Raw genomic sequence first — 25,409 nt, 5'->3', positions numbered from 1 at the left:
GTTCAGGCCACACCCGGAATGTCACGGTATTTTACATTGGTCACGGGTCAGCCCCGGACCCTGGATCCAAAACGGAACCGTGTGGCGTAGCTCACTGATTTTCGGGCCATGCTTACTCAAGGTAATGACGATCTCTCCGGAGCAGGCGGTGTTGAGTGGGCGAGCATTCGCCAGCTGATACCGGGCCACCACATCAGGATGGGGGTGGCCGTATCTATGCCGATAGCCCGCTGTGTAGATTACCCAGTCGGGCGCGACACGATCGATCCACGGTGCAGAGGACGATGTTTTGCTGCCATGGTGCGGCGCAAGCACCAAGCGGAAATCCACTGTCTTGCGCAACCACGGCACCGCGCCGGGGGCAAGCATCTCTGCCTCTACCCGTTTACTGATATCCCCGGTAAGCAGCACGTCAGAACCACTGGCGGGATGGTGAACCCGGACCACACAGGACGCATCGTTTCCGGTGCGCTCGGCTTGGGACTGCCAGAATTCGAACACCACCCCATGCCACTCGAACGGCTCTGACCGACACTGTCCTACCGATTTCCCCGGCACTGCGTCCAGAATCCCGGCCACGACTTCCGGCTCACCGCTCTGTATCTGCCCCACCTCTACGGCTTGTACCAACTGTACCAGGCCACCGGCGTGGTCACTGTCACCGTGGCTGATTATCAGACGATCAAGTTTGTTAATCCCCAGGGCCCGGAGGTTCGGAAGCAGTGTCGAGTCAACAGCCGAAAACACACCCCGTACTTCCGGCCCTGTGTCGTAAACCAGTGCCTTGCGCCCCACACGCACCAGAACAGACAGACCCTGGCCGACATCCCAGACACGAATTTCCGGCTCCACCACCTCTGGGTTAATGGCGGCAGGCCTTGTCAGCGCCGCCGTGACCGCCCAGGCCCCGACTAACGCCACGGTCATCAGGCGAAAAACCCTGTCAGGGAAACGGAGCAGCAGAACGACGACAGCCGCCAACAATGCCAGCAAAAAGGGTGATGCCTCTGGCGTTAATACGGACACTGGAGCCGCCAGTTGCTCCACCCACTGCAGCCAGGCCATCAACGGGCCCAGTACTGCATCGAGCAGCGAACTTACCCAACCCGTCACCGCGCCACCAGACACCAGCACCAACAAAGCACCTGCGAACAGCACCGGCATCACAACCAGCGATACCCAGGGAATCGCCACCAGGTTTGCCACCAAACCGGCCAGCGGCTGGCTCTGCCCAAGCCCGGACAACAATGGCCACAAGCCCGCAAAAACCGCTACCTGTGCCAATACCAGGCCCTTGAGCCAGCCGGGGCCTGCCAGGCGCCCGCTGAATACCGCCAGCAAAACCGCCACCGCACCAAAGGACAACCAGAACCCCTGATCCAGCGGCGCGAACGGGTCAAGTAACAGAACCAGAAGCAAGGCTGAGCAGAATGGCCGCCAGACACTGGCCTCGCGGGCCAGAAGCAGATACCAGCCGCCAACCAGAACCATGATCAAGGCTCGGCGGGTTGGTACGGTAAACCCGGCAACCAGTGCATAGAACAGGCAACACAGGATAACCAGCGCAAAGCCTGCGATTCGCCTGCGCCGCTCATCCAGCCAGTGCGCCGGCACTGACAAGGTGAATCGGCGGGCAACCAGGCCGGCACCAACCGCCACCAGTCCCAAGTGTAACCCTGATATAGCCACCAGGTGAATCGTGCCCGTGGCCCGAAGCGTTTGCCAATGCTGATCGGTAAGATAACCGCGGTGGCCAATCAGTAACGAGGCAATCAATGGGTATTCACTGGCATCGGAAAAATGCCGATGGACCTGCTCAGCGACCGTTTGATGCCAGGCGTGGTACCGGCAATGCCAGCCACAATGAAGATCCTGGTCCAGGGCGACCGCACGAACGCTTCCGGTTGCCCGGTAACCTTTCCTGAACAGCCAATCCTCATAACGAAACCCCTCGGGGTTCAGGTTGCCGTGTGGCCGTTTAAGGACCACCTCCAGCCTCAGCCGATGGCCGGGCAGCGCCTGATCATTCCGGCCGTACCAGGAGAGACGCACTCTGCGGGGAAGTACCGGTGTGGCGCCCTGTTGGCCTTCGCTGTGCCAACTGACAACACACACGCTAAAGCGCAAACTGCTGAAAATGCCAGCCTGCGGAAGCTCACAAACATACCCTGATAGTTCCAGACGCTTGCCTTCCATATCCGCCGGCAAGCGCTCCGCCAGGCGCACTTCCGCATGCCAACCCGCCCAGGCCAGGCCCAGCAAAACCAGCGCCAATAGCCTGACCAGACGGTGCATGGTGCCATGACTGCTCAGGAGGGACGCACTGACCATCAGCAGCCCGGCCAAAAACAGCCACCAGGACGGTGGTAAAAGCGTTAGTTGATACAGTAAGATAACGCCGCACGAGAACGCGACAATGCCGGGCGCGCCGACTACGCTGTGTTCAGGCGTTTGGTGAGTATGAAACAGACCGGACAATCCTTGTCCTCCAGTGCATTAGCCCGGCGCGCTCAGGGTGCCGGAAGTTATCCATTCCGAAGCAACAGGCCGAACTTCCTATGCCCAAGAAGTTCATGAAACGGTATCTGCCTTCCCCGGAAAAAGTGCAATCCATCGAATCATTGCGCTTTCTGGGCGATATCCTTCATGAACCCAACCTGTGGCACATCAACCGGCACAGTGTGTCTCGCGCCTTCCTGATCGGGCTATTTCTCAGTTTTATCCCGATGCCATTCCAGATGGCGGCAGCAGCAGGCATGGCCATCTGGATCAATGCCAACCTGCCGTTGTCCGTCGCCCTGGTCTGGATCAGCAATCCGTTGACCATGCCGCCCATCTTTTACTTTAACTACAAAGTAGGCGCCTGGATTCTGGACCGCCCCGTGCTGGCTTTTGAATTCCAGCTCTCCTGGTCCTGGCTGAGCAGCCGCCTGATGGAGATTGGCGTGCCGCTCTATGTCGGGTCAATTGTGGTCGCGACCGCTGCGGGTTGCAGCGCCTATCTGATCATCCAGTACCTTTGGCGGCGTAAAATCCGCACAGACTGGCAGGTTCGGCGCTTTTCAAGAAAAGCCCGCAAGAAGGCCCGTAATCAGGCTTCCTGAACCAACCGCCCTTGCTCCAGTCGCAACACCCGGCCGAGGCTCCTCGCCATTCGCATATCGTGGGTGACCATCACAAAGGCAATGCCAGACTGCTCTCGTAAATCCTCAATCAGAGCCCTGATACCCTCGCCGGTATGCTCGTCCAGGTTACCGGTTGGCTCGTCCATCAACACACATTGGGGCTCGTTGACCAGTGCCCGGGCAATGGCCACCCGCTGGCGCTCACCGCCTGACAGCTCCGAGGGCTTATGCTTCAATCGTTCGCCCAGGCCAACCCGGACCAACAAGGCTTCTGCCTTTTGCCTGGCAACCGCGAGTGACTGCCCCCCCAGCGCACAAGGCATCATCACATTTTCCAGCGCTGTGAATTCCGGCAACAGATGATGGAACTGGTAGACAAAGCCAAGGTGGCCATTGCGGAAACGTGCCCGGCCGGCCTCCGACAACCGGTGAATATCCTCACCACAGATATGAATCTGGCCGGATGATGGCCGGTCCAGGCCGCCAAGCAGGTTCAGCAACGTGGTTTTACCAGCACCACTGCTGCCCACGATGGCAACGGTTTCGCCTGCCGACACTTCCAGGGAAATGTCGGAGAAAATCGTCAGTGTCTCTGGGCCCTGGTCGTAGGTTCGGGTAACCTGGCGGCAGTCGATGACCAAAGGCTTGCTGGCCGCCCTTTCCACTTCACTCATAACGTAACGCCTCTGCCGGTTCGACCCTGGATGCCCGCCATGCCGGGTAAATCGTTGCCAGCAGGCTCATCACCATTCCGGCACTGCTGATGATTGCCACATCCTGCCACTGCAACTGGGACGGCAGGTAGCTGATGAAGTAGACGTCGGCACTCAGGAACTGGTGCCCCATCAACCCCTCAAGCCAGGAAATGAAAGCGCTGATATTCAGGGCTCCGAAGATTCCGAGCGCGGTTCCCATCAGGGTGCCAAAGATACCTATTACAGCGCCCTGAATGATGAAAATTCGCATAATGCGCCCGGGTGTCGCCCCCATGGTTCGCAGAATCGCGATGTCTGCGGTTTTGTCGGTGACTACCATGACCAGGGTGGAAACAATATTGAAAGCGGCCACGGCCACAATGAACATCAGCAACAGGCCAATCATGGTCTTTTCCATCCGGATAGCCTGGAACAGGTTTCCGTGAGTACGGGTCCAGTCCGACACGTAGTAACGCCCCCCCAGATCCTGCGCAACCTGATTGACCACGCGCGGGGCCGCGAACAGGTCATCCACGAGCAGGCGCACGCCCTCGGCACGGCCACCGGTTCGCATCAGGCGGGCCGCATCATCCATATGAATCAGCGCATAGTTGCCATCCAGCTCGGCACCGACACTGAATATGCCTTTGACGGTAAATCGTTTGAGTCTCGGCAGTACGCCGGCCGGGGTTACCGAGGCCTCGGGCAGGACAACCGTCAGCTTGTCTCCGACCTGGAGCCTGAGGCTGTTGGCCATCAGCCGACCGATGATAATGCCGAATTCTCCCGGCTTGAGTTCATCCAGGTTGCCTTCAATGAAGTGATTCTCAATGATCGATACCGTGGCTTCCTGCTCGGGCACAATGCCGCTTAGCATCACTCCCCGAACATCACCTCCGCCAGTCACCATGCCCTGGCCCTGGATAAAGGGCGCGGCCGCCAGTACCCGTGGATGCTCCTGTACGCGGCGATCAATCTCTTCCCAGTCTTCCAGCGGGCCCGACGCCCCCTGAATCGTGGCGTGGGGCACCATGCCCAGAATGCGCTGCTTCAATTCCCGGTCAAAACCATTCATGACGGACAACACGATGATCAGGACCGCCACGCCAAGCATCAGCCCGAGCATGGAGGTCAGGGATATAAAGGATATAAAGTGATTACGTCTCTTGGCTGCGGTGTACCGCAAGCCGATATAGAACGATAAGGGTCTGAACATGGGGAGGTGCCTGTCGCTACCTTCTGGCCTGTCGTGGTTTGGTACCCCGGATCACTCGCGAGCCTCCGGGAAACTGCTAAACTACTCTTTACCAATAAAATTTCAGCCCGCCGGAGACAGAATGCCAGGCTCGCCTATCACGCCACCGATCACCGATGCCAAAGCCGACCGACGCGAGTATTTCCGGATCGAGGACCGTATTGGCCTTGAAATCCGCCGTCTCTCCGGGAACGCTGACAGCGAGCAGGATGATCCGTTCAATGGATCGCCACTGGAAAGCCTCAAAGCTGAATTCCGCCGGCTGGACCAGGACGTAAAAGCACACCTCGCCAGCCTGGCGGAACGTGACCGGCTACTGACCGGATTAATTAAATCCATGAACAGCAAGCTCGACACGCTGGCGCGCATTATCGCCTTTGAGCAAAATCCGTTGCAACCGGAGGACTGGCAGGATGTGACTCTCAGCGAGGGTGGCCTGTCGTTTTTCAGCAGCACCCCTGCCTGGAACCAGGGCGACCGTATTGCGGTACGTATGACACTGCCACCGGAACTCTATCAACCTCAAGCCATTGCAGAAGTTCTGAGCGCAGAGGTGGATGATCGGGGCGGAGCAAGGGTTCACACCGAGTTCGTTCAACTTGACGACAGTAGCCGCCAACAAATTGCCCGCCATGTGATGCGTTGGCAAATCCGGCAGCGGCAAAAAGAGTAAACTTTGAAAAAACACTGACTTTTGCCCGTTTTTTCGGGATATTACGTTTTATCCATGTCCTGCGGTATCGTTCGCGGGAACCAGGCATTAATGGAGAACCCAATGAAGAACAAGCGAAACCTGATCACCGCCGTGGCATTGACGTCCCTTATGTCGGCCGGCCTGGCATCCAACCTGCACGCCGAACAGCTGAAAATTCCCGTTGGCAGCCAGGCCGATCGCAGCCAGGTCAGCCTGCCGACCACCGGCATGACCCAGGCCTCGGTTCGCAACCGCTGGGGCGCTCCTCAGGATATCCAGGGGCCAGTAGGTGAGCCTCCAATCAGCCAGTGGCACTACTCCGATTTTATCGTCTATTTCGAACACGACCGGGTGCTGCACACTGTCGTCAAGCGCAACCGCTAATCCCCTCCGGACAAAGGTTCAATTTTCTCCGCCCATGGCCTGACGTTGTGGCAATGGTCAGATAGAATGGCGGCTTTTGCGAACCAAGGTGACAAATACAGTGACATCCAAGCGAGTGTTGCCTGCGGAGTGGGCGCCCCAAAGCGCAGTCATGTTGACCTGGCCTCACCCGGGCACTGACTGGGCCCGGATAATGAACGAAGTCGAGCCAGTTTTCCTGAATATTGCCCGGCAGGTGCTTCGATTTGAGCATCTGCTGATCAGCTGTGAATTCGTGGCACGGCTGCAGAAACTCGGCCAGGAACTGAACCATTTCGCAGAAGAGAATGGCCTTCCGGGGCGTGTGATCACCGTCCCGGCACCCGCTAACGACACCTGGGCGCGGGATCATGGCCCGATAACGGTCGACACCGGCGACGGCCTCACCCTGCTGGACTTCCGGTTCAACGCCTGGGGTGGCAAGTTTCCGTGGGAAAAAGACAACGCGCTTAACCAGCACCTGGCGAATGCCGGAGCCTTCGGCAACCATCGTTTGCAGTCTGTGGACTTCGTTCTGGAGGGCGGCTCCATCGAATCCGACGGCCAGGGCACGGTCCTGACCACCAGCGAATGCATGCTGACACCGTCCCGAAATCCCTCCATGGACCGCTCGGCTATTGAACAGCTGCTGTCGGAACTTCTGGGGGCCGATCGGATTCTCTGGCTGAACCACGGCTACCTGGCCGGTGACGATACGGATAGCCACATCGACACCCTGGCTCGATTCTGCGCCCCCGACCACATCTGCTACGTCACCTGTCCGGACGCAGCCGATGAACATTACAGCGCGCTGGCGGCCATGGAAGAAGAGCTGCAGGAGTTCCGACAGACGGATGGCAGCCCCTATAAACTGACTGCCCTGCCCTGGCCGGATGCCATCCATGATGAAGACGGCGATCGCCTGCCCGCCACCTACGCCAACTTTCTGATCATCAATGGCGCAGTTCTGTTGCCTGTGTACGATGTACCGCAAGACCAGGAAGCCATCCGAATCATGGCCGGCATTTTCCCTGACCGGGAGATTGTTGCGATCAACTGCCGCCCGCTGATCCACCAGCACGGCAGCCTTCACTGTGTCACCATGCAGATTCCCGCAGGAGTGGTCACGCTATGACTAGCCGGCCCGAGAACCCGCAGCTGAAGATTGCTGCTATCCAGCAAAAGTGTACCGACGACAAGGCTGCCAGCCTCGCCACGTCTGAGAAACTGATCCGTGAAGCCGCCAAGGGCGGCGCACAACTGGTGGTGCTGCAAGAGCTGCATGCCACGCTGTATTTCTGCCAGACAGAAGACACAGACATTTTTGAACTGGCGGAGCCCATTCCCGGCCCCACCAGCAACCGGCTGGCAGACCTCGCTGGCGAACTGGAGATTGTCCTGGTCGGCTCCATCTTCGAACGGCGCATGAACGGCGTCTACCACAATACCTCCGTGGTGTTTGATACCGACGGCAGCCTGGCTGGCATCTACCGCAAGATGCACATCCCCGATGACCCGGGCTTCTACGAGAAATTCTATTTCACTCCCGGAGACGCCAGGTTCAATGACGGCCGCAGCGGCTTCACCCCGATCAATACCTCTATCGGAAAGCTCGGAGTTCTGGTGTGCTGGGACCAGTGGTACCCGGAGGCAGCCCGCCTGATGGCACTGGCCGGTGCCGATATCCTGATCTACCCCACCGCCATCGGTTGGGACATTACCGACGACCCCGAAGAACAGGCCCGGCAGCTGGAAGCCTGGGTCACGGTGCAAAGGGGCCATGCCGTTGCCAATAACCTGCCCGTTATTGCTCCCAATCGTGTTGGCACCGAACCGGATCCCACCGGCCAGGGTGATGGCATCCGATTCTGGGGCAACAGCTTCATCTGTGGCCCCCAGGGCGAATTCCTGGCCAGGGGAGATGACCACAGCGAGTGCATTCTGACAGCCACCCTTGATCGCAACCGTACCGAATCCGTTCGGCGAATCTGGCCGTATCTTCGGGATCGTCGCATCGATGCCTATGAAGACATTCTTAAACGGGTACGGGACTGAGGCCTGCATGAAACAAAAGATGGACAGCGTTGTTACCGAGCTCAACAAAATACTGTTGGGCAAGGACACCCAGGTTCGGCTGGCTCTGTGTGGATTACTGGCCCGCGGCCACCTGCTGATCGAGGACATTCCCGGGATGGGCAAAACCACCCTGTCCCACGCCCTGGCCAAGATCATGGGCCTGAGTTATCAGCGCATCCAGTTCACCAACGATCTGCTACCCGCCGATGTTCTGGGCTATTCCATGTATGACAAGCAGGCCGGCAGCCTGGTATTTCATCCGGGCCCGATTTTTGCCCAGGTTGTACTGGCAGACGAGATCAACCGGGCCTCGCCCCGTACTCAAAGCGCGTTGCTGGAAGCCATGGAAGAGCGACAGGTGTCCATTGAGGGTGAAACCCGGCCACTGCCCTCGCCGTTTTTCGTGATTGCCACCCAGAACCCTATCGAACAGGGCGGCACCTTTCCGCTGCCCGAATCCCAGCTTGACCGCTTCCTGATGCGCCTGCGCCTGGGGTATCCGGATCCGAAGGCCGAGCGGGAACTGCTGGAAGGCGAGGATCGCAAGACCCTAACAGACAGGCTCCAGGCCATCCTCCCCCACGACCAACTGCAGGCACTGCAAGGTGCCGTGGACGAGGTCACTGCCAGCCCGGCCCTGCTGGATTACCTCCAGCGTCTGCTCGAACAAAGCCGTCGCATGCCCGGCCTGCTGTATGGCCTTTCCCCGAGGGCTGGCCTCGGCCTGCTCCGGGCCGCCAAGGCCTGGGCACTGATGGCAGGCCGCAACCATGTGTTGCCAGACGATATCCAGGCGGTTTTCCCATCTGTTGCCGAGCATCGCCTCGAGCAGGGAGAGTCCGGCAAAAGCAAAGAAAGGGTCCGGCAGCTGCTGACCACCGTCTCAGTACTTGAATAATTCCGCAATGCCCATATAGCGAAGCTTAATTGGCCGCATTATCGGAAACGAATGGCAGCCTGGTTATTTCATGTTAGCCTTTCGACTTCTTAATTAATCAACAGTCCGCACGGCCGGACTGAACCTGACTCCTAATTACCAGCGAGCATTCCATGAGCGAAACCCGACACTCACGACTGATCATTCTTGGCTCCGGCCCGGCCGGCTACACCGCTGCCGTCTACGCAGCCCGCGCCAACCTGAACCCAACACTGATTACCGGTATTGAAGTGGGCGGTCAGCTCACCACCACCACCGATGTGGACAACTGGCCGGGCGATAACGATGGCGTTCAGGGCCCGGAACTGATGCAGCGCATGCAGATGCATGCTGAACGCTTCGAAACCAACATTATCTACGACACCATCAACGAAGCTGACCTGAACAACCGCCCGTTCCGGCTGAAAGGTGATGGCGGAGAGTACACCTGTGACGCCCTGATTATCGCCACAGGCGCATCTGCCATGTATCTCGGGCTGGAATCCGAGGAGAAGTTTAAAGGTCAGGGCGTGTCGGCTTGCGCCACATGCGATGGTTTTTTCTACCGGAAACAGAAAGTCGCGGTGATTGGTGGCGGCAATACGGCAGTGGAAGAGGCTTTGTATCTCTCCAACATCGCTGACGAGGTGACCCTGGTTCATCGCAGGGACAAACTGCGAGCCGAGAAGATCCTGCAGGATAAACTGTTCGAGAAAGCAGAAAACGGCAATGTGAAGATTGTCTGGAACCATACGTTGGACGAAGTTCTGGGCGATGGCACCGGCGTTACCGGCATGCGCATCCGGAGCATGGAAGACGGCAGCACTCAGGATATGGAACTGGCCGGTGTCTTCATCGCCATTGGCCACAAGCCCAACACCGGCCTGTTTGAAGGCCAGCTCGAGATGGATAACGGTTACATCCGCATCAATTCCGGGCTCAATGGCATGGCAACCCAAACCAGCATTCCCGGCGTGTTTGCCGCCGGCGACGTGGCTGATCATGTATACCGCCAGGCGGTTACTTCTGCCGGTTTTGGCTGCATGGCCGCCCTGGATGCTGAAAAATTCCTGGATCAACAGGACTGATCCAGGTAATCGCAACATGACGTCGCTACCCTGGCTGGACCCGGATCAGCTCTGGTTCCCCCCGGCAGACGAAGCACTGGACGACCCGGACGGCCTGCTGGCCCTGGGTGGCGACCTGTCATCAGAGCGACTGTTGCTGGCTTATCGCAACGGCATCTTTCCCTGGTTCAGTGACGACCAGCCCATCCTCTGGTGGTCGCCCAACCCACGGTGCGTGCTCTTCCCCAACGAGATTCATATCTCCCGTAGCCTGCGGCGCACCCTGAACCAGCGTCGTTTCGAGGTCACCGCCGATCAGTGTTTCAGCCGGATCATCCGCCTTTGCGCCAATACCCGTGCCGAGGGCACCTGGATCACCGATGACATGGTCACCGCGTACACCAGGCTACACCGGCAAGGCATCGCCCACTCCATTGAAATCTGGAATCAACAGGGCGAGCTGGCTGGCGGCATGTACGGCCTGGCCCTGGGGCGATGCTTCTTCGGTGAGTCGATGTTTTCTCTGGAGACCAATGCCTCCAAAGTGCTCATGGTACACCTTGCCAACCAACTGGCGGTCTGGGGCTACCAGATGATGGACTGCCAGGTTGAGAGCAGCCACCTGCTGAGCATGGGTGCCAGGGCTATCCCGCGGGCGGAATTTTTATCTATACTCAGGGCATGTGTGGATCGGAAAGCGGATCAGCCAGACTGGACATTCACCTGGCGCTGGCCCGGCCCGGAGGCATGAATGAGCAACCTCAGAACCCTGGTTTTCTTTGCAACACCAGCCCATGATTGCAGCTACCTGCCAGACCGCGAAGCCACCACCATGTTTGTGGACCCACGGGCCCACATCGACAAGAAACTCTACAGCCAGTTGACCGCCCTTGGCTTTCGTCGCAGCGGCTCACATTACTACCGCCCCCACTGTGAAGACTGCAATGCCTGTGTGCCTGTTCGCCTGAAAGTGGATGAGTTCAAGCCTGATCGCAATCAACGGCGGGTGCTGCGCAAAAACCAGGACCTCAGTTGCAGACTGGTGCCAGCCGCCTTCAGCGAGCGCTACTATCGCCTCTATGCCCACTATATAGAAGAACGCCATGAGGACGGAGACATGTACCCACCCTCCCGGGAGCAGTTCATGTCGTTTCTGGTAGAGGGGGCAACAGACTCCTGGTTCCTGGAGATTTCCCTGGACAGTGAACTGGTGGGGCTGGCCGCCGTGGATCTGCTGGATGATGGCCTGTCGGCCATCTACACCATATTCGCCCCGGAACTGGAACACCGGAGCCTGGGAACCTTTGCCGTGCTCTGGCAAATTGAAGAAGCCCGCCGGCGGGAATTGCCTCATCTTTATCTGGGGTACTGGATCAAAGAATGCCGGAAAATGAACTACAAAACCCGCTTTACCCCGATCGAAGCCCTGCGCGACGGCCACTGGCGAGAGATGCAATTGGACTGATTTTTGCCAAACGTTAAGAAATCAGGCAGAATTGCGCAATTTAAAATCACCGAAAGCATTCCCGAACGAGGTTTTTACTGAATGGCGAAATCAGATGTCATTGAAATGGAAGGGGTTATTATCGACACCCTTCCCAACACCATGTTCCGCGTTGAGCTGGCCAACGGTCACGTTGTAACCGCTCACATCTCAGGAAAAATGCGCAAGAACTACATCCGCATCCTGACAGGCGACAAGGTCAAGGTTGAGCTGACTCCCTATGACCTGAGCAAGGGCCGCATTGTGTACCGCGCCCGTTAATGCTCCAGTGACATCTGAAAAGCCCCGCTTCTGCGGGGCTTTTTTGTTAGATCTGGTAAGTCGGGCGTTCGCTGACCATCATTCGCGGTTCTGATCCGAGCATTCCATGGCACCCGGGTTTGTATAACAACGTATCTTGCGCAGAATCGTCATCATATCTTCGTGATAAACAGCGGCGGCCAACTGGGCCTCTTGCCCTTTATTCGACAGTAGATCTATGCGTACCTGCCTGAGCATTTCCTGATACTCCAGCATGTCCTCCGGACCAATATCCACCCACCGATCACTTGGTATACGGTCCTCGAATTGCCGAATAACCCTGATGGCATCCGGATAGAGCCGGGCCATCAGTTTCCGGGACTCCCGAACAAACTCGGGACTGAATGCACCTTCCCGCGCCACCAGCTGTATTGTCACCTGACCGACCGGGTAGCGAATGATGCCACCCCGATCGCCTGCCCCACGGAACATTTCAAGAACTTCCCAGGCCGCTGCCGGCGCATAGCTCATGTCAGCCTGACCTGAGTTGAAAACCCGGGCAAAGTTCGAGATCTTCGCCGGCACCGGCTCGGCACCCACAAACTCCACCATATGTCGGGCATCATGGTGGCCTTCAAAAACCGTGATGCGTTTACCCTTGAGCGCTTCAACGTGGTTAATGGCCCGGTCATTGACGAACAGGTAAGCCGCGCCCATGGGCGCCACACCAAGCACCTCATAGCCATCCTGGCTCAGGTGCCTCGCGATACGCGGGCTGGCAAGACCATGCAGCAAGACCCGCAAGTCTTCATAATAAGGCACGGCACCGATGGCGCTGATCGAACCGGTAAAATCGTTGAAATGCCGCACTCCCATATCGGTAAGTGCCACCAGGTCACACTGGCCCTCGCGAAAGTCCCTGATGGCCAGGTCTTCATCTGTGTAGGACTGCATCACCAGAGATGTACCTGCGGAGACTGCGCCGCGCTGGTAATCACGAAGTAACTGATAGACAAAGCCGTTAACGCCGGCCACATCAAACACGCAGAACTGCTTTCTTTCGGTAGCCGCCAGTGCCGGGCGAACCAGGAGCACCAACAGACCAAAAATCACTGCCAGGGTAAGGGAGAATTGACGGAACGTCCTCATTGGGCTGCTTCCTTATCGTTGTTATTGGCAAGCCGTGGCAAATCGCCACGCATTCTTTGCCTTAAACTGACAGAAGTTGCCCTGAAATGGATTGACAGCACGGCCAGGCGCTGGGGCCTGCTTCGGTCAACCGATTAACAGCCAGCGCCACCTGCACCAAGACAGCGCCCGTCAAGGCGCACCACAAAAAAACCGCTGCCGGACATAGCCCGGCAGCGGCTTCCATTACCAACGATTGCGGTCAAACCGCTTCGGCTGGCTCGTCCTCATAGTCAAAGACCAGTTCATCGTCCTTCAACTGAATGAACACGTCCCCGCCCTTCTCCGACAACCGGCCAAACAGGATCTGCTCAGCCAGCGGCCGCTTGATCTTGTCCTGAATCAGGCGAGCCATCGGTCTGGCACCCATGGTGACATCGTAGCCCTTCTCTGCCAGCCAGGATTTAGCGGCATGGTCCACGTGCAGCACCACGTGCTTCTCGTCCAGCTGGGCCTGAAGTTCGGTCAGGAACTTGTCGACCACGTGGGTGATCGTTTCCTTCTGCAGGTCGGCAAACTGGATAATGCCGTCCAGGCGGTTACGGAACTCCGGCGTGAAGGTCTTGGTGATCACTTCCATGCCATCGGTGCTGTGGTCCTGCTCGCTGAAGCCAATGGAACGGCGAGCCATACTCTCGGCACCGGCGTTGGTGGTCATCACAAGAATCACATGGCGGAAATCGGCCTTCCGACCGTTGTTGTCGGTCAGGGTACCGTGGTCCATCACCTGCAGCAGCAGGTTGAACACTTCCGGGTGCGCCTTTTCAATTTCATCCAGTAACAACACGCAGTGCGGGTGCTTGTTAACCGCCTCGGTCAGCAGGCCACCCTGGTCATAGCCGACATAACCGGGAGGCGCACCAATCAGCCGAGACACGGTATGCCGCTCCATGTACTCAGACATGTCGAACCGCACCAGCTCGATGCCAAGCACCTTCGCCAGCTGTTTGGTCACTTCTGTTTTACCAACCCCGGTTGGGCCCGCAAACAGGAAGGCGCCTTCCGGTTTCTCCGGCGCTTTCAAGCCGGCACGGGCCAGCTTGATCGCCGTGGCCAGAGATTCGATGGCCGGGTCTTGTCCGAATACCACCATTTTCAGATCGCGCTCAAGGTTACGCAGCAGATCCTTGTCGCTGGTGGACACGTTCTTCGGCGGAATCCGGGCGATGTTCGCGACCACGTCTTCGATGTCGGTAACATCAATGGTCTTCTTGCGCTTGTCTTCCGGCTGCAGGCGCTGCCTTGCGCCGGCTTCGTCGATCACATCGATGGCCTTGTCTGGCAGATGCCTGTCGGTGATGTAGCGGTCCGCCAGCTCAGCAGCCACCCGAAGCGCCTTGTCGGTGTACTTCAGGTCGTGGTGCTTCTCGAAGCTCGGCTTCAGCCCTTTGAGAATCTGATAGGTATCCTCGACACTTGGCTCGTTCACATCGATCTTCTGGAAGCGACGTGCCAGAGCACTGTCTTTCTCAAAGATGCCGCGGAACTCCTGGAAGGTGGTGGAGCCGATGCAACGCAACTCCCCGGAGCTCAGCATGGGCTTGAGCAGGTTGGACGCATCCATCACCCCGCCCGAGGCCGAACCTGCTCCAATGATGGTGTGGATCTCGTCAATAAACAGAATGGCGTGATTCTGCTTCTTCAGATCACTCAGCAAGCCCTTCAGGCGCTTCTCAAAATCGCCCCGGTACTTGGTGCCCGCCAGCAGGGCGCCCATATCCAGGGAATACACCACCGCATCGGAAATGATCTCCGGTACCTGGCCATCCACAATTCGCTTGGCCAGCCCTTCGGCAATAGCGGTCTTGCCAACACCGGCCTCGCCCACCAACAACGGATTGTTCTTGCGACGGCGCACCAGTATCTGGACCACACGCTCTACTTCGTGCTCACGACCAATCAACGGGTCGATGCGGCCCTGACGGGCCTGCTCGTTCAGATTGGTGGCATAGCTTTCCAGCGGCCTGGACTGGGAGCCTTCCTCGCCGGCCTCTTCATGGGCAGCATGGTCTGCGCCTTCCTGGTCTTCCGCGCCCTGCACCCGGGAGATACCGTGGGAAACGAAATTGACCACATCAATCCGGGCGATGCTCTGCTTCTTCAGGACATATACCGCCTGGCTCTCCTGCTCGCTGAAGATAGCCACCAGTACATTGGCACCGGTCACCTCTTTCTTGCCAGAGGACTGGACGTGGAATACCGCTCGCTGCAGCACGCGCTGGAATCCCAGCGTTGGCTGGGTTTCACGCTCGCTGTCTGTGCTTGGAATTAATGGTGTAGTGGAGTCGACAAATTCGACCAGTTCATCTTCAAGGCGCTTGAGATCTGCACCACAGGCTTTGAGGACACCCACCGCCGATTCGTTATCGAGGAGAGCCAGCAACAAATGCTCGACCGTCATGAATTCATGGCGCTTATCACGGGCATTTTTGAAGGCCGTATTCAGCGTAATTTCAAGATCTTTGCTCAGCATGGGCCACCCCGCCGTCTATCAGTCCGCACGTTCAATCTCGCAAAGGAGCGGATGCTCGCATTCCGAAGAATACTGGTTCACCTGTGCCGCCTTTGTTTCCGCGATGTCACGGGTATATACCCCACATACGGCTTTTCCCTGCGTATGGACGAGCAGCATCACCTGCGTCGCCTTTTCTTCGTTCATTCCGAAGAACTTCATCAGTACATCCACCACGAAATCCATGGGTGTGTAGTCATCGTTCAGGAGCACAACCCGATACCGGGCCGGGCGCTTCAGAGCTGGCTTCTCGGGCGCAACACTAACACCTTCATGACGCCCGGGCTGTTCGTCCTCCCCCTGATTAAATACTAGTAGAGAATTCTCAATTGTCCGCATGGTTCTGTTTACCGGTTATTCGGTTTCCTGACTAAATGTGGTTGCCCGCAACCCGGTTTTCAAGCGAAAGCCCGGTTCAAGCGTGAGTTATTTATCAATACGGACATGATACCGCTTCCGGACCTTGTTGAACCACTCATTCGGCGACTACTGCCCCTTGACTCGAGCCCGGGTTTGGCCGACAGTTAAGGTGCATTGTAAAATAATGTAAACCTGTGCAACCGGCATGTAACAGCAAGCGACACCTGCCATGCCGAATCGCACCATTTATGACCCGGCCCGTCCGGGTCTCAGGCAGCAATTCCAATAATAAGAGTGACAGCAAAGGAACAGGGGAGTTCATCATGCCTAGAGGCAAGGTCAAATGGTTCAACAACGCCAAGGGATACGGCTTTATCATCGAAGACGGCTGCAGCGATGACCTGTTCGCCCACTTCTCTTCGGTGCAAATGGACGGCTACAAAACGCTGAAAGCTGGCCAGGCGGTCACCTTTGAGAAAAAGCCCAGTGACAAAGGGGTGCACGCCGTCAATATCGTTCCTGACGAAACTCAGGCGAAGCAGCCCTCTGAAATTGGGGGCAAGCAGTCTGAGCCGTCCTCCCGGGACCAATCGTCAGGCCGGGACGGATATCCGCCCAGAGCCGTTAACGCCTGAGAAGGCGCCTTGGCCAATCACTCTCACCTGCCAGTTCAGCTGGCAGGTACGTTTTTTTATGCTTTTTTCACAGGGGTTAATCCTATACGCTTGCCGCTTTCGAGCACCCGTTAGCGAGACAGGACCCCGTGCATGGCGGAGCTGATTCTATTCAACAAGCCATTTCAGGTGTTAAGCCAGTTCACCGATGAACGCCAGAACAATCCTCGCGCAACACTCGCCGACTGGATCAGGAAACCGGGCTTCTACCCCGCCGGCCGTCTGGACTATGACTCCGAAGGCTTGCTCCTGCTGACCAACCACGGCCTGCTACAACATCGAATTGCCGCTCCCGACAACAAGATGCCAAAAACCTACTGGGTTCAGGTGGAGGGCGAGATTTCCCAGCAGGCCGTTGAACAGCTTTGCCAGGGGGTAAAGCTGAAAGACGGGTTAACGAGGCCCGCAACAGCCCGCCGCATAGAAGAACCGTCGGTTTGGCCCAGGGTGCCGCCGGTCAGGTATCGGGCAACCATCCCGACCAGTTGGCTTGAACTTACCATTACCGAAGGCCGCAACCGCCAGGTAAGACGCATGACAGCCGCCGTCGGCTACCCTACCCTTAGACTGATCCGGTACCGGATCGGGGACTGGACCCTCGACAATCTGGCGCCTGGCCAGTATCGGCTTGAGACTGTACACCTGCCCGACAGCCCGGTAACCAGCAAACCGAAACCCGGCCGCCACAAATCGCGCCCGTTCAGACACAGGAGCCCACGTTAACCATGACCTGGAAACCCCATGCCACCGTCGCCGTTGTGGTCGAAAACGAACAGGGTCAGTTCCTGCTGGTTGAGGAAATCAGCAACGGCAAAGTGGTGTTCAATCAACCAGCGGGCCACATTGAAGAAAACGAAGCCGTGCTGGATGCGGTGCGCCGTGAAACCCTGGAAGAGACCGGCTGGGAAGTGGAGCCTCAGTTCTTTTTGGGCGTATACACTTATAAAGCACCGGCCAACGGCGTTACCTATCACCGCTTTTGCTACGCCGCCCGCGCGACAAAGCAGGTCACCACGGAGCTGGACACCGGCATTATCCAGCCGCACTGGCTCAGCATTGAAGAAATTCGGGGACTCGGCGACAAGCTCCGCAGCCCTTTGGTGCTGCGCTGTATCGAGGATTACCGAAATGGCCGGCAATTCCCCCTTGATGTAGTGGTGGATGACCAGACGTAACCACCACAAGATGATAAAATCGCCGTTTTCAACCGGCTACCGAAAGGCTCATGATCCAGAATCCTGACTCCAGTACTCCCAAGAACACCCGCGTGATTGTCGGCATGTCCGGCGGCGTGGACTCCTCTGTTGCCGCCTGGCTGTTGAAAGACCAGGGCTACCAGGTGGAAGGCCTGTTCATGAAAAACTGGGATGAAGACGACGGTACTGAGTACTGCACCGCCATGACCGACCTCGCCGATGCCCAGGCAGTGGCGGATGCCATTGGTATCAAGCTGCACACCGCCAGTTTTGCGGCTGAATACTGGGACCGGGTGTTTGAGCACTTTCTGTCAGAATACAGCGCAGGGCGCACCCCCAACCCGGACATCCTGTGCAATAAGGAAGTGAAATTCCGGGCGTTTCTGGATTATGCCGTCACCCTGGGTGCCGACTACATCGCTACCGGCCACTACACCCGCCAGCGCCCTCTTAATGATGGCACTGGAAAAGCTCAACTGCTGAAGGGTCTGGACCCCAACAAGGATCAGAGCTACTTCCTGCACGCGGTGTCTGGTGACCGTATTGCGCGCACCCTGTTCCCGGTAGGAGAGCTGGAAAAACCGGAAGTTCGCCGTATTGCCGAGGAACAAGGCTTTGTTACCCACGACAAAAAAGATTCTACCGGTATCTGCTTCATCGGCGAGCGCAAGTTCACCGACTTCCTGAAACAGTACCTGCCGGCCCAGCCCGGCGACATCGAAACACCGGATGGCAAAGTGATCGGCAAACATCAGGGCCTGATGTATCACACCATCGGCCAGCGCCAGGGGCTGGGTATCGGCGGCCTCGCGGAATTTGGTGACGAGCCCTGGTATGTGGCTGAGAAAAACCTGTCCCGCAATGTACTGATTGCCGTTCAGGGCAAGAACCACCCCCTCCTGTTTTCCCGCGGCCTTGTGTCTGGCGCCATTGACTGGGTGGCCGGTGAGCCGCCCGCCCAAAGCTTCCGCTGCAAAGCAAAAACCCGCTATCGCCAGCCAGATCAGGACTGCGAAGTGACCGTTATCGAAGGCGGCGTCAAAGTGGTCTTTGACGATGCCCAGCGGGCCGTCACCCCCGGCCAGTCAGTGGTGTTCTATCAGGGCGATGTCTGCCTGGGCGGCGGCGTGATAGAACACACCTGGCGGGATGGCGAAGCGCTGCCATCACGGCTGGAGCTAACTGTCGATGCAGGGGCCCGCGCATGAGCAAATCCCTGCACGACCAGACCCTGGCGTTGGCTGGCCTGTTCCAGGCCGCAGCACTGGTGAGGCAGATTGCCCATAATGGCAGCTGTAGCGACGAGTCCCTGGAAACCTGCATACGCTCTCTGTTCGCCACCGATCCCGCGTCCACCCTGGATGTTTACGGGGGCGAATTGTCCGACATCCGTGAAGGCCTGGAGGCCCTGTCTACCTCACTGGCGCAACAGAGCCGCCCACAGGATGTCGAGATACTGCGCTACGTGCTGAACCTCGTTCATCTTGAGTCCAAACTCAAGCGCGACGGCGACATGCTCAATGTGATTGGCAGCCGGATTGAACAGGCACGGCATACCGCCAGCCACTTCGGATACACCCACAGCAACCTGATCGGCAATCTGGCGTCCATTTACACAGACACCATCAGCACGTTCCGCCTACGCATTCAGGTCAGCGGCAACCCCCAGGTGCTGCAGCGGGAAGAAAATGCAGCGAAGGTCCGCGCCCTGTTGCTGGCTGGTATCCGCTCGGCAGTGCTCTGGCGTCAGAGCGGCGGCCACCGCTGGCAGCTGATCTTCAAACGCAAAAAGGTCATCATGCACGCCCGGGAGTTGCTGCGCTGATTCGCGGCGCCCTCTGGTGTATCATTAGCGCCTTCATATATTTCCGATCCGATTTTTCTTTGATGAACTGAGAGGTTTTCGATGGAACTCACCGCCCTGACCGCCATTTCCCCGGTCGATGGCCGCTACGGCAGTAAAGTCAGCGTATTTCGCAGCATCTTCAGTGAATACGGGCTGATCCGTAACCGGGTAACTGTCGAAATCCGCTGGTTGCAGAAACTGGCCGCTCACCCGGCCATTACCGAAGTGCCAGCATTCTCCGACGAAGCCAACGCCTTCCTGGACAAAATGGTCAGCGAATTCAGCCTGGCTGACGCCGAGCGCATCAAGGACATCGAACGCACCACCAACCACGATGTCAAAGCGGTCGAGTACCTGATCAAAGAAAAGATCGCCGATGTGCCCGAGCTGCACGCGGTGACCGAATTCGTCCACTTTGCCTGCACTTCCGAAGACATCAACAACCTGTCTCACGGGCTGATGCTGCGCGAAGGCCTGGACCACGGCCTGTTGCCGGCCATGGACAAAGTCGTCGACAAACTGGCCGAACTGGCCAAGGAACATGCCGAACAGCCCATGCTGTCCCGCACCCACGGACAAACCGCGTCTCCCACCACCGTCGGCAAGGAACTGGCCAACGTGGTGTATCGCCTGCGCCGCCAGTTGATGCAAATCCGCGAAGTGGAAATCATGGGCAAGATCAACGGTGCGGTCGGCAACTACAACGCCCATCTGTCCGCCTATCCGGATGTGGACTGGGCAGCCAACGCCGAAGAGTTCATTGAGAGCCTGGGCCTGGACTGGAACCCGTACACCACTCAGATCGAGCCCCACGACTACATCGCCGAACTGTATGACGCCATTGCCCGCTTCAATACCATCCTGATCGATCTGGACCGGGACATCTGGGGTTACATCTCCCTGGGCTACTTCAAACAGAAGACAGTGGCCGGCGAGATAGGCTCCTCCACCATGCCCCACAAGGTAAACCCCATCGACTTCGAGAACTCCGAGGGCAACCTGGGCATCGCCAACGCGCTCTTCAGCCACCTGTCTGCCAAGCTGCCAATCTCCCGCTGGCAGCGTGACCTGACAGACTCCACAGTGCTGCGTAATCTGGGCGTGGGCTTTGCTCACAGCCTGATTGCCTATGAGGCTACCCTGAAGGGCCTGGGCAAACTGGAAATCAACCCGGCCCGCCTCAACGAGGACCTGAACAACGCCTGGGAAGTGCTGGCCGAGCCAATCCAGACCGTGATGCGCCGTTACAACATCGAAAAACCCTACGAAAAGCTCAAAGACTTGACCCGTGGCAAAGCCATGAGCCCGGAAGTCATCAAGAATTTCGTGGAAACACTGGATATTCCGGAGCACGCCAAGGCCGAACTGCGCGCCCTGACACCGGACACCTACATTGGTAATGCCGTCGAACAGGCCGGCAATATTTAACCTGGAGCAACACCATGGACATGCTTGGCGGACTGACAGCTTCTGAATTTCTGCGGGACTACTGGCAGAAGAAGCCGCTGGTTATCCGTCAGGCATTTCCCGGCTTCCGGTGTCCGGTCAGTCCGGACGAACTGGCCGGGCTAGCCTGTGAGGAAGCAGTAGAATCTCGCATCGTGATCGAGAACGATGCCGGTAAACCCTGGCAACTGCACAACGGTCCTTTCAACCCGGACCGCTTCAGTGACTTGCCGGAACAGGACTGGACCTTACTGGTTCAGGGCCTGGACCACTGGGTACCGGAGATTGCCGACCTGCTCGACAACTTCCGCTTCATTCCCAACTGGCGTCTGGATGACATCATGGCCAGCTACGCCCCGAAAGGTGGCAGCGTTGGCCCCCACTACGACATGTATGATGTTTTCCTGCTGCAGGCCCAGGGCCACCGGCGCTGGACGTTCGGCGGCCACTGTGACCATACCTCGCCGAGAGTAGAAGGCACCCCACTGCGCATCCTGAGCAGCTGGGATGGCGAGGAAACCGTCACCCTGGCCCCGGGCGACATGCTGTACCTACCCCCGGGTATAGGCCACCACGGCGTGGCTGAAGACGACTGTATTACTCTTTCCGTGGGTTTTCGTGCCCCGACCATCGATGACTTGCTCACCAGTTTTACCGATTTTCTCAGTCAGAAAGAAAAAGCCGCCGAGCATCTGGATGACCCGGACCTTCGAGTACAGGACAACCCCGGTACCATCGGCCCGGAGGTCATCAACCGCCTGGACACCATCATCCGTGAACAACTGGGTGATCGCCGCAACCTGGCCCTGTGGTTTGGCCAGTTCGCCACCGCTCCCAAGAGCCTGGAAATTGTGGTGCCGGCGGATGAACCTGCAGAAGCAGAAGATCTGGCTGAAGCCATCCGCGCCGGCGAGCAACTGCGCTGGAACGAGGGTTCCCGCTTCGCCTATCATGAACTGGACAGTGAAACTGCCCTGTTTGTGGATGGCGAACAATACCTTCTGAAAGGCGATGCCCGGCCACTGGCGCCACTACTCTGCGCCAGCGCCAGGATGAATATGGCCGCGCTGGCAGAGTTTGCCGGCGACGAGGCCTTGCTTGGCCTGCTCACCAATCTGTACAACCAGGGCTCGGTGTATTTCGAGTAAGCCATGAACCTGAGATTCCGAAAATACAGCTGGCAACTGGCGCCATCATCCATCAGGGACATCCGCCAACGGGTGTTCGTTGAGGAACAGCAGGTGCCACCGGAGCTGGAGTGGGACGACACCGACGAGATTGCTGACCATTACCTGGCGGTGGATGACAGCAACACACCGGTGGCTACCGCTCGCCTTTTCTCCACAATGGAGGAAACCGGTTACATCGGTCGTATGGCGGTGTTACCGGAGTATCGTGGCCTGGGGGCTGGTGATGCCCTGCTCAGACACCTGCTGGCCGAATCCGCTGGTCGCTTCCAGGAACTGAAACTCTCCGCCCAGCAGCACGCCACCGGGTTCTACCAACGCTTCGGCTTTCACATCTGCTCGGATATCTATGATGACGCTGGCATTCCCCATCTGGATATGCGCTGCCTGGCTCCCACACTGGCCAGTCATCCAGGTGATCAACGCGCGAAGCCACTGATTCTTGGCGAGGATTCCGAAAGCTGGCTGTTCGGCGATGAAAGCACCATGCTGGAATTGATGGACTCATTGGTAGCCCAAGCCGGCCAACGCATATGGCTGTATGACGACGTGCTTGATCACGGCCTCTACGACCGCTACCCGTTACGGGAACTGATCTCTGCGGTGGCTCGCCGGCACCGGCTTAGCGAAGTGCGCATCCTGATTCACGATGACAAGCCGTTGGTTAAACGCCGGCACCAACTGGTAGAGCTGATGCGCCGGCTCACCAGCCGGATTGAGCTGCGGTTGGTCAACACCGATTATCCGATGGAAAACCAGCCGTTCCTGCTGGCAGACCGTGAGGGTGTACTGTACCGCCACGATTTCAATAAGCCGGAAGGCTTCGCCAATTTTGCCAACCCGGGCCGGGTCAAGCTCATGGAGGAAGCCTTCCAGCGCATGTGGGATGCTGGCCGGGGCTCGCTGGAACTTCGGGAACTACCGCTCTGAATGCAGCCCCGGGGTAGCTTGTGGCGACTCAAATCTGGCACCGAAGGGTGCAAACTCCTCGTCCACTTCTTCCGCCACCTCGGCAATCAGCTTACGCAACCATTGATGATCGCTGTTGTGCTGCAGTAATGGACTCCAGGCCATTTTCAGCTCGAACGGCGGAATCTCGAACGGTGGCACCTTCACCACCAGGTTCGGGTTGTCTTTCTGCAACCAGGCCGCGCGAGATGGCAGAGTGGCAATCAGGTCATGCTGCTCCGCCAGCAACATGGCCACCTGATAATGCCGGGTGAAAACTGAGATCTGCCGCTTGCGGCCCATTCGCCCCAAGGCTTCGTCTACCCACCCCAGCCGCTGGACATCCTTGGGGTTCACCCCCACGCCCACACCAAAACCGGTTTTACTGACCCAGATATGGCTGGCATCCAGGTAGGTATCCAGGGTAAACGGCTCTTTAAGAATGGGATTACGGGCATTCATCAGGCAGGCAAAATACTCGATCCACAAGGTTTTCTGGTGGAACGATTGAGGAATCTTGTCGAAACGGTTGATGGCCATATCCAGCCGGCCCTGCTCCACATCCAGAAAGCTCACGTCGCTGGGGGTCAGCACGTCCAGGGTAACGTGGGGCGCCTCCTGGCGAATCCGCCGCAACACCCTGGGCATCAGACAGGATTCCGCGTAGTCACTGGCCATGATACGGAATACCCGCTGGCTCTCCTGGGCAGCAAAGGGGGTTTTCTCCTGCACCGCCTGTTCAATGTCCGACAGAATGCCACGGACCAACGGCTGCAGTTCCCGGGCCCGCTCCGTGGCTGTCATGCCTTCACTGGTACGCACCAGCAACGGGTCGCCAAACAGATCCCGTAACCGGCGCAAACCGTTGCTCATGGCGGGCTGGGTGATGCCCAGATGATTGGCGGCCTTGGTGACATTGCGTTCACGCAGCAGCACGTCAAGGTATACAAGCAGATTGAGATCTACCCGGGAAATGTCCATGCAAAAAATCCTGGAAAGCAGAGTGGCGGCACCGGTCTGGCCCGCCCACACATTCACCAGACCAATATACAGGAAACCCACAATTCATTAAATGAATGAAGCATTTCCTGTACTTACAACCGGAAACGGACGATTGCCCAGATTTCTGCTAGGCTTTCAGGGCGTTACCCAATAATATCTGACAATTAGAGGCGCGCCCGCAAAGGCGGTCCGTTCACTGTAATCCGGAGCCATTACCGACACCATGGATACCACCACCATTGTGCTGCTGCTCGCGGCGATCGTCACCGTCTCACTGGTCATTATCGTTATCAGTCAGATGCGTGAAAAGGCGCGGATTGAGCGGGTTCGCAAGATGACCGCCCGGGAAGACGAATACAATCGCGCCTACCGCCTGTTCTCGGAGATTCCGGCCCAGTACCTGTCCCCCGACCTCAAGCTGCTGCTGCTCAAGCGCATGGAGGAATCCTGTCACGATCTGGTCGCGCTTAAGTCCGAGCAACCGGTCAGCGAATGGCTCGACACCATCAAACAGACTAGGAAACAGGTACTGGAGAACAATGATAACCGGGCATCGGTCAGAATCGACTCCCCCGAGAAAGCAACCTACGTCAAAGAACTGCTTCAAAGCCTGTTTAAAATGATTGAGGCCATGCACAAAGCCGGCCGGCTCGACACCGCCAGCGCCAAAAAGCACCTGAAGCATGTACTGTTTCTGGTGCACAAGACCCACGCCGACCTGCACGTTTTCCAGGCCCGGGACCATATCCGGCAGAACCAGATCCGCAAGGCTATCCATGCGTACCACCTGGCCAGCACGGAAATGGGTAAATCCAAAGATAATCCGCTGGCCATGAAAGCCGTCAAGAGCTTCAGAACACGCATCAAGGAGCTTGAAGCCAGCATGGCCGACGGCACCACACAAACCGAGAGCCACTCAAAGCTCGACCGGGAATGGGATAACTTCTTGCAGGATGATGGCACCTGGAAGAAAAAGGCTGATTACGACGACTGAGGAACACGCTTTACCCCATTGACCAGCCACAGGGACGACCATTCACCGTGTTAAAGAGCTTCCGGCACAGACTTTCCTACCG

26 protein-coding genes are annotated in these 25,409 nt (G+C 57.8%); 19 read left to right on the top strand and 7 right to left on the bottom strand.

Annotated features, from left to right (window positions below; translation table 11 throughout):
* Nucleotides 1–21: 21 nt before the first annotated feature.
* The gene (locus tag QUE75_RS08780; protein ID WP_286255216.1) at nucleotides 22–2,478 is read right to left on the bottom strand and encodes a DNA internalization-related competence protein ComEC/Rec2; all 2,457 of its coding nucleotides are present in this window, start codon (nucleotides 2,476–2,478) and stop codon (nucleotides 22–24) included.
* An 80-nt stretch (nucleotides 2,479–2,558) separates the two neighbouring features.
* On the opposite strand from QUE75_RS08780, the gene QUE75_RS08775 reads away from it, so the two are divergent.
* Nucleotides 2,559–3,104 carry a DUF2062 domain-containing protein gene (locus QUE75_RS08775; protein WP_072677501.1) on the top strand — a complete coding sequence of 182 codons (546 nt, stop codon included), beginning with the start codon at nucleotides 2,559–2,561 and terminating at the stop codon, nucleotides 3,102–3,104.
* Here QUE75_RS08775 and QUE75_RS08770 read toward each other — a convergent pair.
* Entirely contained in the window at nucleotides 3,092–3,799 is a 708-nt protein-coding gene (locus QUE75_RS08770; RefSeq protein WP_286255212.1) for an ABC transporter ATP-binding protein, read from the bottom strand. The genes QUE75_RS08775 and QUE75_RS08770 overlap by 13 nt on opposite strands.
* Nucleotides 3,792–5,036, bottom strand: coding sequence for a lipoprotein-releasing ABC transporter permease subunit (locus QUE75_RS08765; RefSeq protein WP_072677503.1), 1,245 nt, complete (start codon nucleotides 5,034–5,036; stop codon nucleotides 3,792–3,794). Before QUE75_RS08765 ends, QUE75_RS08770 begins: the two co-directional genes overlap by 8 nt.
* Nucleotides 5,037–5,157: 121 nt before the next feature.
* On the opposite strand from QUE75_RS08765, the gene QUE75_RS08760 reads away from it, so the two are divergent.
* The 9 genes from QUE75_RS08760 (at nucleotide 5,158) to infA (ending at nucleotide 11,995) form a co-directional block, all read left to right on the top strand.
* Nucleotides 5,158–5,748 (top strand): PilZ domain-containing protein, encoded by a 591-nt coding sequence (locus tag QUE75_RS08760; protein ID WP_061331002.1) that lies wholly within the window; start codon nucleotides 5,158–5,160, stop codon nucleotides 5,746–5,748.
* 102 nt (nucleotides 5,749–5,850) lie between these two features.
* Entirely contained in the window at nucleotides 5,851–6,153 is a 303-nt protein-coding gene (locus QUE75_RS08755; RefSeq protein WP_286255208.1) for a hypothetical protein, read from the top strand.
* A gap of 151 nt (nucleotides 6,154–6,304) precedes the next feature.
* Nucleotides 6,305–7,306, top strand: coding sequence for an agmatine deiminase family protein (locus QUE75_RS08750; RefSeq protein ID WP_286255646.1), 1,002 nt, complete (start codon nucleotides 6,305–6,307; stop codon nucleotides 7,304–7,306).
* Nucleotides 7,303–8,226, top strand: a complete 924-nt coding sequence (locus tag QUE75_RS08745) for a carbon-nitrogen hydrolase (RefSeq protein WP_286255206.1) — start codon at nucleotides 7,303–7,305, stop codon at nucleotides 8,224–8,226. Before QUE75_RS08750 ends, QUE75_RS08745 begins: the two co-directional genes overlap by 4 nt.
* A gap of 7 nt (nucleotides 8,227–8,233) precedes the next feature.
* Nucleotides 8,234–9,145: an AAA family ATPase gene (locus QUE75_RS08740; protein WP_061330998.1), complete on the top strand. Its 912-nt coding sequence runs from the start codon at nucleotides 8,234–8,236 to the stop codon at nucleotides 9,143–9,145.
* A 152-nt stretch (nucleotides 9,146–9,297) separates the two neighbouring features.
* Entirely contained in the window at nucleotides 9,298–10,251 is a 954-nt protein-coding gene (trxB, locus tag QUE75_RS08735; protein WP_061330997.1) for a thioredoxin-disulfide reductase, read from the top strand.
* Nucleotides 10,252–10,267: 16 nt separating this feature from the next.
* Nucleotides 10,268–10,981 carry a leucyl/phenylalanyl-tRNA--protein transferase gene (gene aat / locus QUE75_RS08730; protein ID WP_106695569.1) on the top strand — a complete coding sequence of 238 codons (714 nt, stop codon included), beginning with the start codon at nucleotides 10,268–10,270 and terminating at the stop codon, nucleotides 10,979–10,981.
* Nucleotides 10,982–11,695 (top strand): arginyltransferase, encoded by a 714-nt coding sequence (locus QUE75_RS08725; protein WP_061330995.1) that lies wholly within the window; start codon nucleotides 10,982–10,984, stop codon nucleotides 11,693–11,695.
* Nucleotides 11,696–11,776: 81 nt separating this feature from the next.
* Entirely contained in the window at nucleotides 11,777–11,995 is a 219-nt protein-coding gene (gene infA, locus QUE75_RS08720; RefSeq protein WP_058089554.1) for a translation initiation factor IF-1, read from the top strand.
* 78 nt (nucleotides 11,996–12,073) lie between these two features.
* On the opposite strand, the gene QUE75_RS08715 is transcribed toward infA, so the two are convergent.
* From QUE75_RS08715 to clpS, 3 genes are all read right to left on the bottom strand, one after another.
* Nucleotides 12,074–13,123, bottom strand: coding sequence for a putative solute-binding protein (locus QUE75_RS08715; RefSeq protein ID WP_286255202.1), 1,050 nt, complete (start codon nucleotides 13,121–13,123; stop codon nucleotides 12,074–12,076).
* A gap of 241 nt (nucleotides 13,124–13,364) precedes the next feature.
* Nucleotides 13,365–15,635 (bottom strand): ATP-dependent Clp protease ATP-binding subunit ClpA, encoded by a 2,271-nt coding sequence (gene clpA / locus QUE75_RS08710; protein WP_058089552.1) that lies wholly within the window; start codon nucleotides 15,633–15,635, stop codon nucleotides 13,365–13,367.
* An 18-nt stretch (nucleotides 15,636–15,653) separates the two neighbouring features.
* On the bottom strand, nucleotides 15,654–16,013 hold the full coding sequence (clpS, locus tag QUE75_RS08705) for an ATP-dependent Clp protease adapter ClpS (protein ID WP_061330994.1): 360 nt from the start codon (nucleotides 16,011–16,013) through the stop codon (nucleotides 15,654–15,656).
* A 344-nt stretch (nucleotides 16,014–16,357) separates the two neighbouring features.
* On the opposite strand from clpS, the gene QUE75_RS08700 reads away from it, so the two are divergent.
* The 8 genes from QUE75_RS08700 to QUE75_RS08665 all read left to right on the top strand — a co-directional run bounded on the left by QUE75_RS08700 (nucleotide 16,358) and on the right by QUE75_RS08665 (nucleotide 23,313).
* On the top strand, nucleotides 16,358–16,669 hold the full coding sequence (locus tag QUE75_RS08700) for a cold shock domain-containing protein (RefSeq protein WP_058089870.1): 312 nt from the start codon (nucleotides 16,358–16,360) through the stop codon (nucleotides 16,667–16,669).
* Nucleotides 16,670–16,801: 132 nt separating this feature from the next.
* The gene (locus tag QUE75_RS08695) at nucleotides 16,802–17,431 is read left to right on the top strand and encodes a pseudouridine synthase (RefSeq protein WP_286255197.1); all 630 of its coding nucleotides are present in this window, start codon (nucleotides 16,802–16,804) and stop codon (nucleotides 17,429–17,431) included.
* A 2-nt stretch (nucleotides 17,432–17,433) separates the two neighbouring features.
* Nucleotides 17,434–17,883, top strand: coding sequence for an NUDIX hydrolase (locus QUE75_RS08690; protein WP_072677511.1), 450 nt, complete (start codon nucleotides 17,434–17,436; stop codon nucleotides 17,881–17,883).
* Nucleotides 17,884–17,933: 50 nt separating this feature from the next.
* Nucleotides 17,934–19,112 carry a tRNA 2-thiouridine(34) synthase MnmA gene (mnmA, locus tag QUE75_RS08685; RefSeq protein ID WP_106695567.1) on the top strand — a complete coding sequence of 393 codons (1,179 nt, stop codon included), beginning with the start codon at nucleotides 17,934–17,936 and terminating at the stop codon, nucleotides 19,110–19,112.
* Nucleotides 19,109–19,729, top strand: coding sequence for a high frequency lysogenization protein HflD (gene hflD / locus QUE75_RS08680; RefSeq protein WP_286255193.1), 621 nt, complete (start codon nucleotides 19,109–19,111; stop codon nucleotides 19,727–19,729). The genes mnmA and hflD overlap by 4 nt, the downstream gene beginning before the upstream one ends.
* Before the next feature lie 81 nt (nucleotides 19,730–19,810).
* Nucleotides 19,811–21,178 carry an adenylosuccinate lyase gene (gene purB, locus QUE75_RS08675; RefSeq protein WP_058089546.1) on the top strand — a complete coding sequence of 456 codons (1,368 nt, stop codon included), beginning with the start codon at nucleotides 19,811–19,813 and terminating at the stop codon, nucleotides 21,176–21,178.
* A 14-nt stretch (nucleotides 21,179–21,192) separates the two neighbouring features.
* Nucleotides 21,193–22,344 (top strand): cupin domain-containing protein, encoded by a 1,152-nt coding sequence (locus tag QUE75_RS08670; RefSeq protein WP_058089545.1) that lies wholly within the window; start codon nucleotides 21,193–21,195, stop codon nucleotides 22,342–22,344.
* Between the two features lie 3 nt (nucleotides 22,345–22,347).
* Nucleotides 22,348–23,313, top strand: a complete 966-nt coding sequence (locus tag QUE75_RS08665; RefSeq protein ID WP_061330989.1) for a GNAT family N-acetyltransferase — start codon at nucleotides 22,348–22,350, stop codon at nucleotides 23,311–23,313.
* Here the strand turns inward: QUE75_RS08665 and QUE75_RS08660 are convergent.
* Nucleotides 23,302–24,312: a LysR family transcriptional regulator gene (locus QUE75_RS08660; RefSeq protein WP_058089869.1), complete on the bottom strand. Its 1,011-nt coding sequence runs from the start codon at nucleotides 24,310–24,312 to the stop codon at nucleotides 23,302–23,304. The two genes, QUE75_RS08665 and QUE75_RS08660, sit on opposite strands and share 12 nt — an antisense overlap.
* 244 nt (nucleotides 24,313–24,556) lie before the next feature.
* Here QUE75_RS08660 and QUE75_RS08655 point away from each other — a divergent pair, with 244 nt between their 5' ends.
* Entirely contained in the window at nucleotides 24,557–25,327 is a 771-nt protein-coding gene (locus QUE75_RS08655; protein WP_061330988.1) for a hypothetical protein, read from the top strand.
* The last annotated feature ends 82 nt before the right edge of the window (nucleotides 25,328–25,409 follow it).

This window comes from Marinobacter shengliensis (genome assembly GCF_030297115.1).
Taxonomy (GTDB): Bacteria; Pseudomonadota; Gammaproteobacteria; order Pseudomonadales; family Oleiphilaceae; genus Marinobacter; species Marinobacter shengliensis.
Note: the sequence above shows the minus strand (reverse complement) of the source record. Positions and strands in the feature narration are given on the sequence as shown.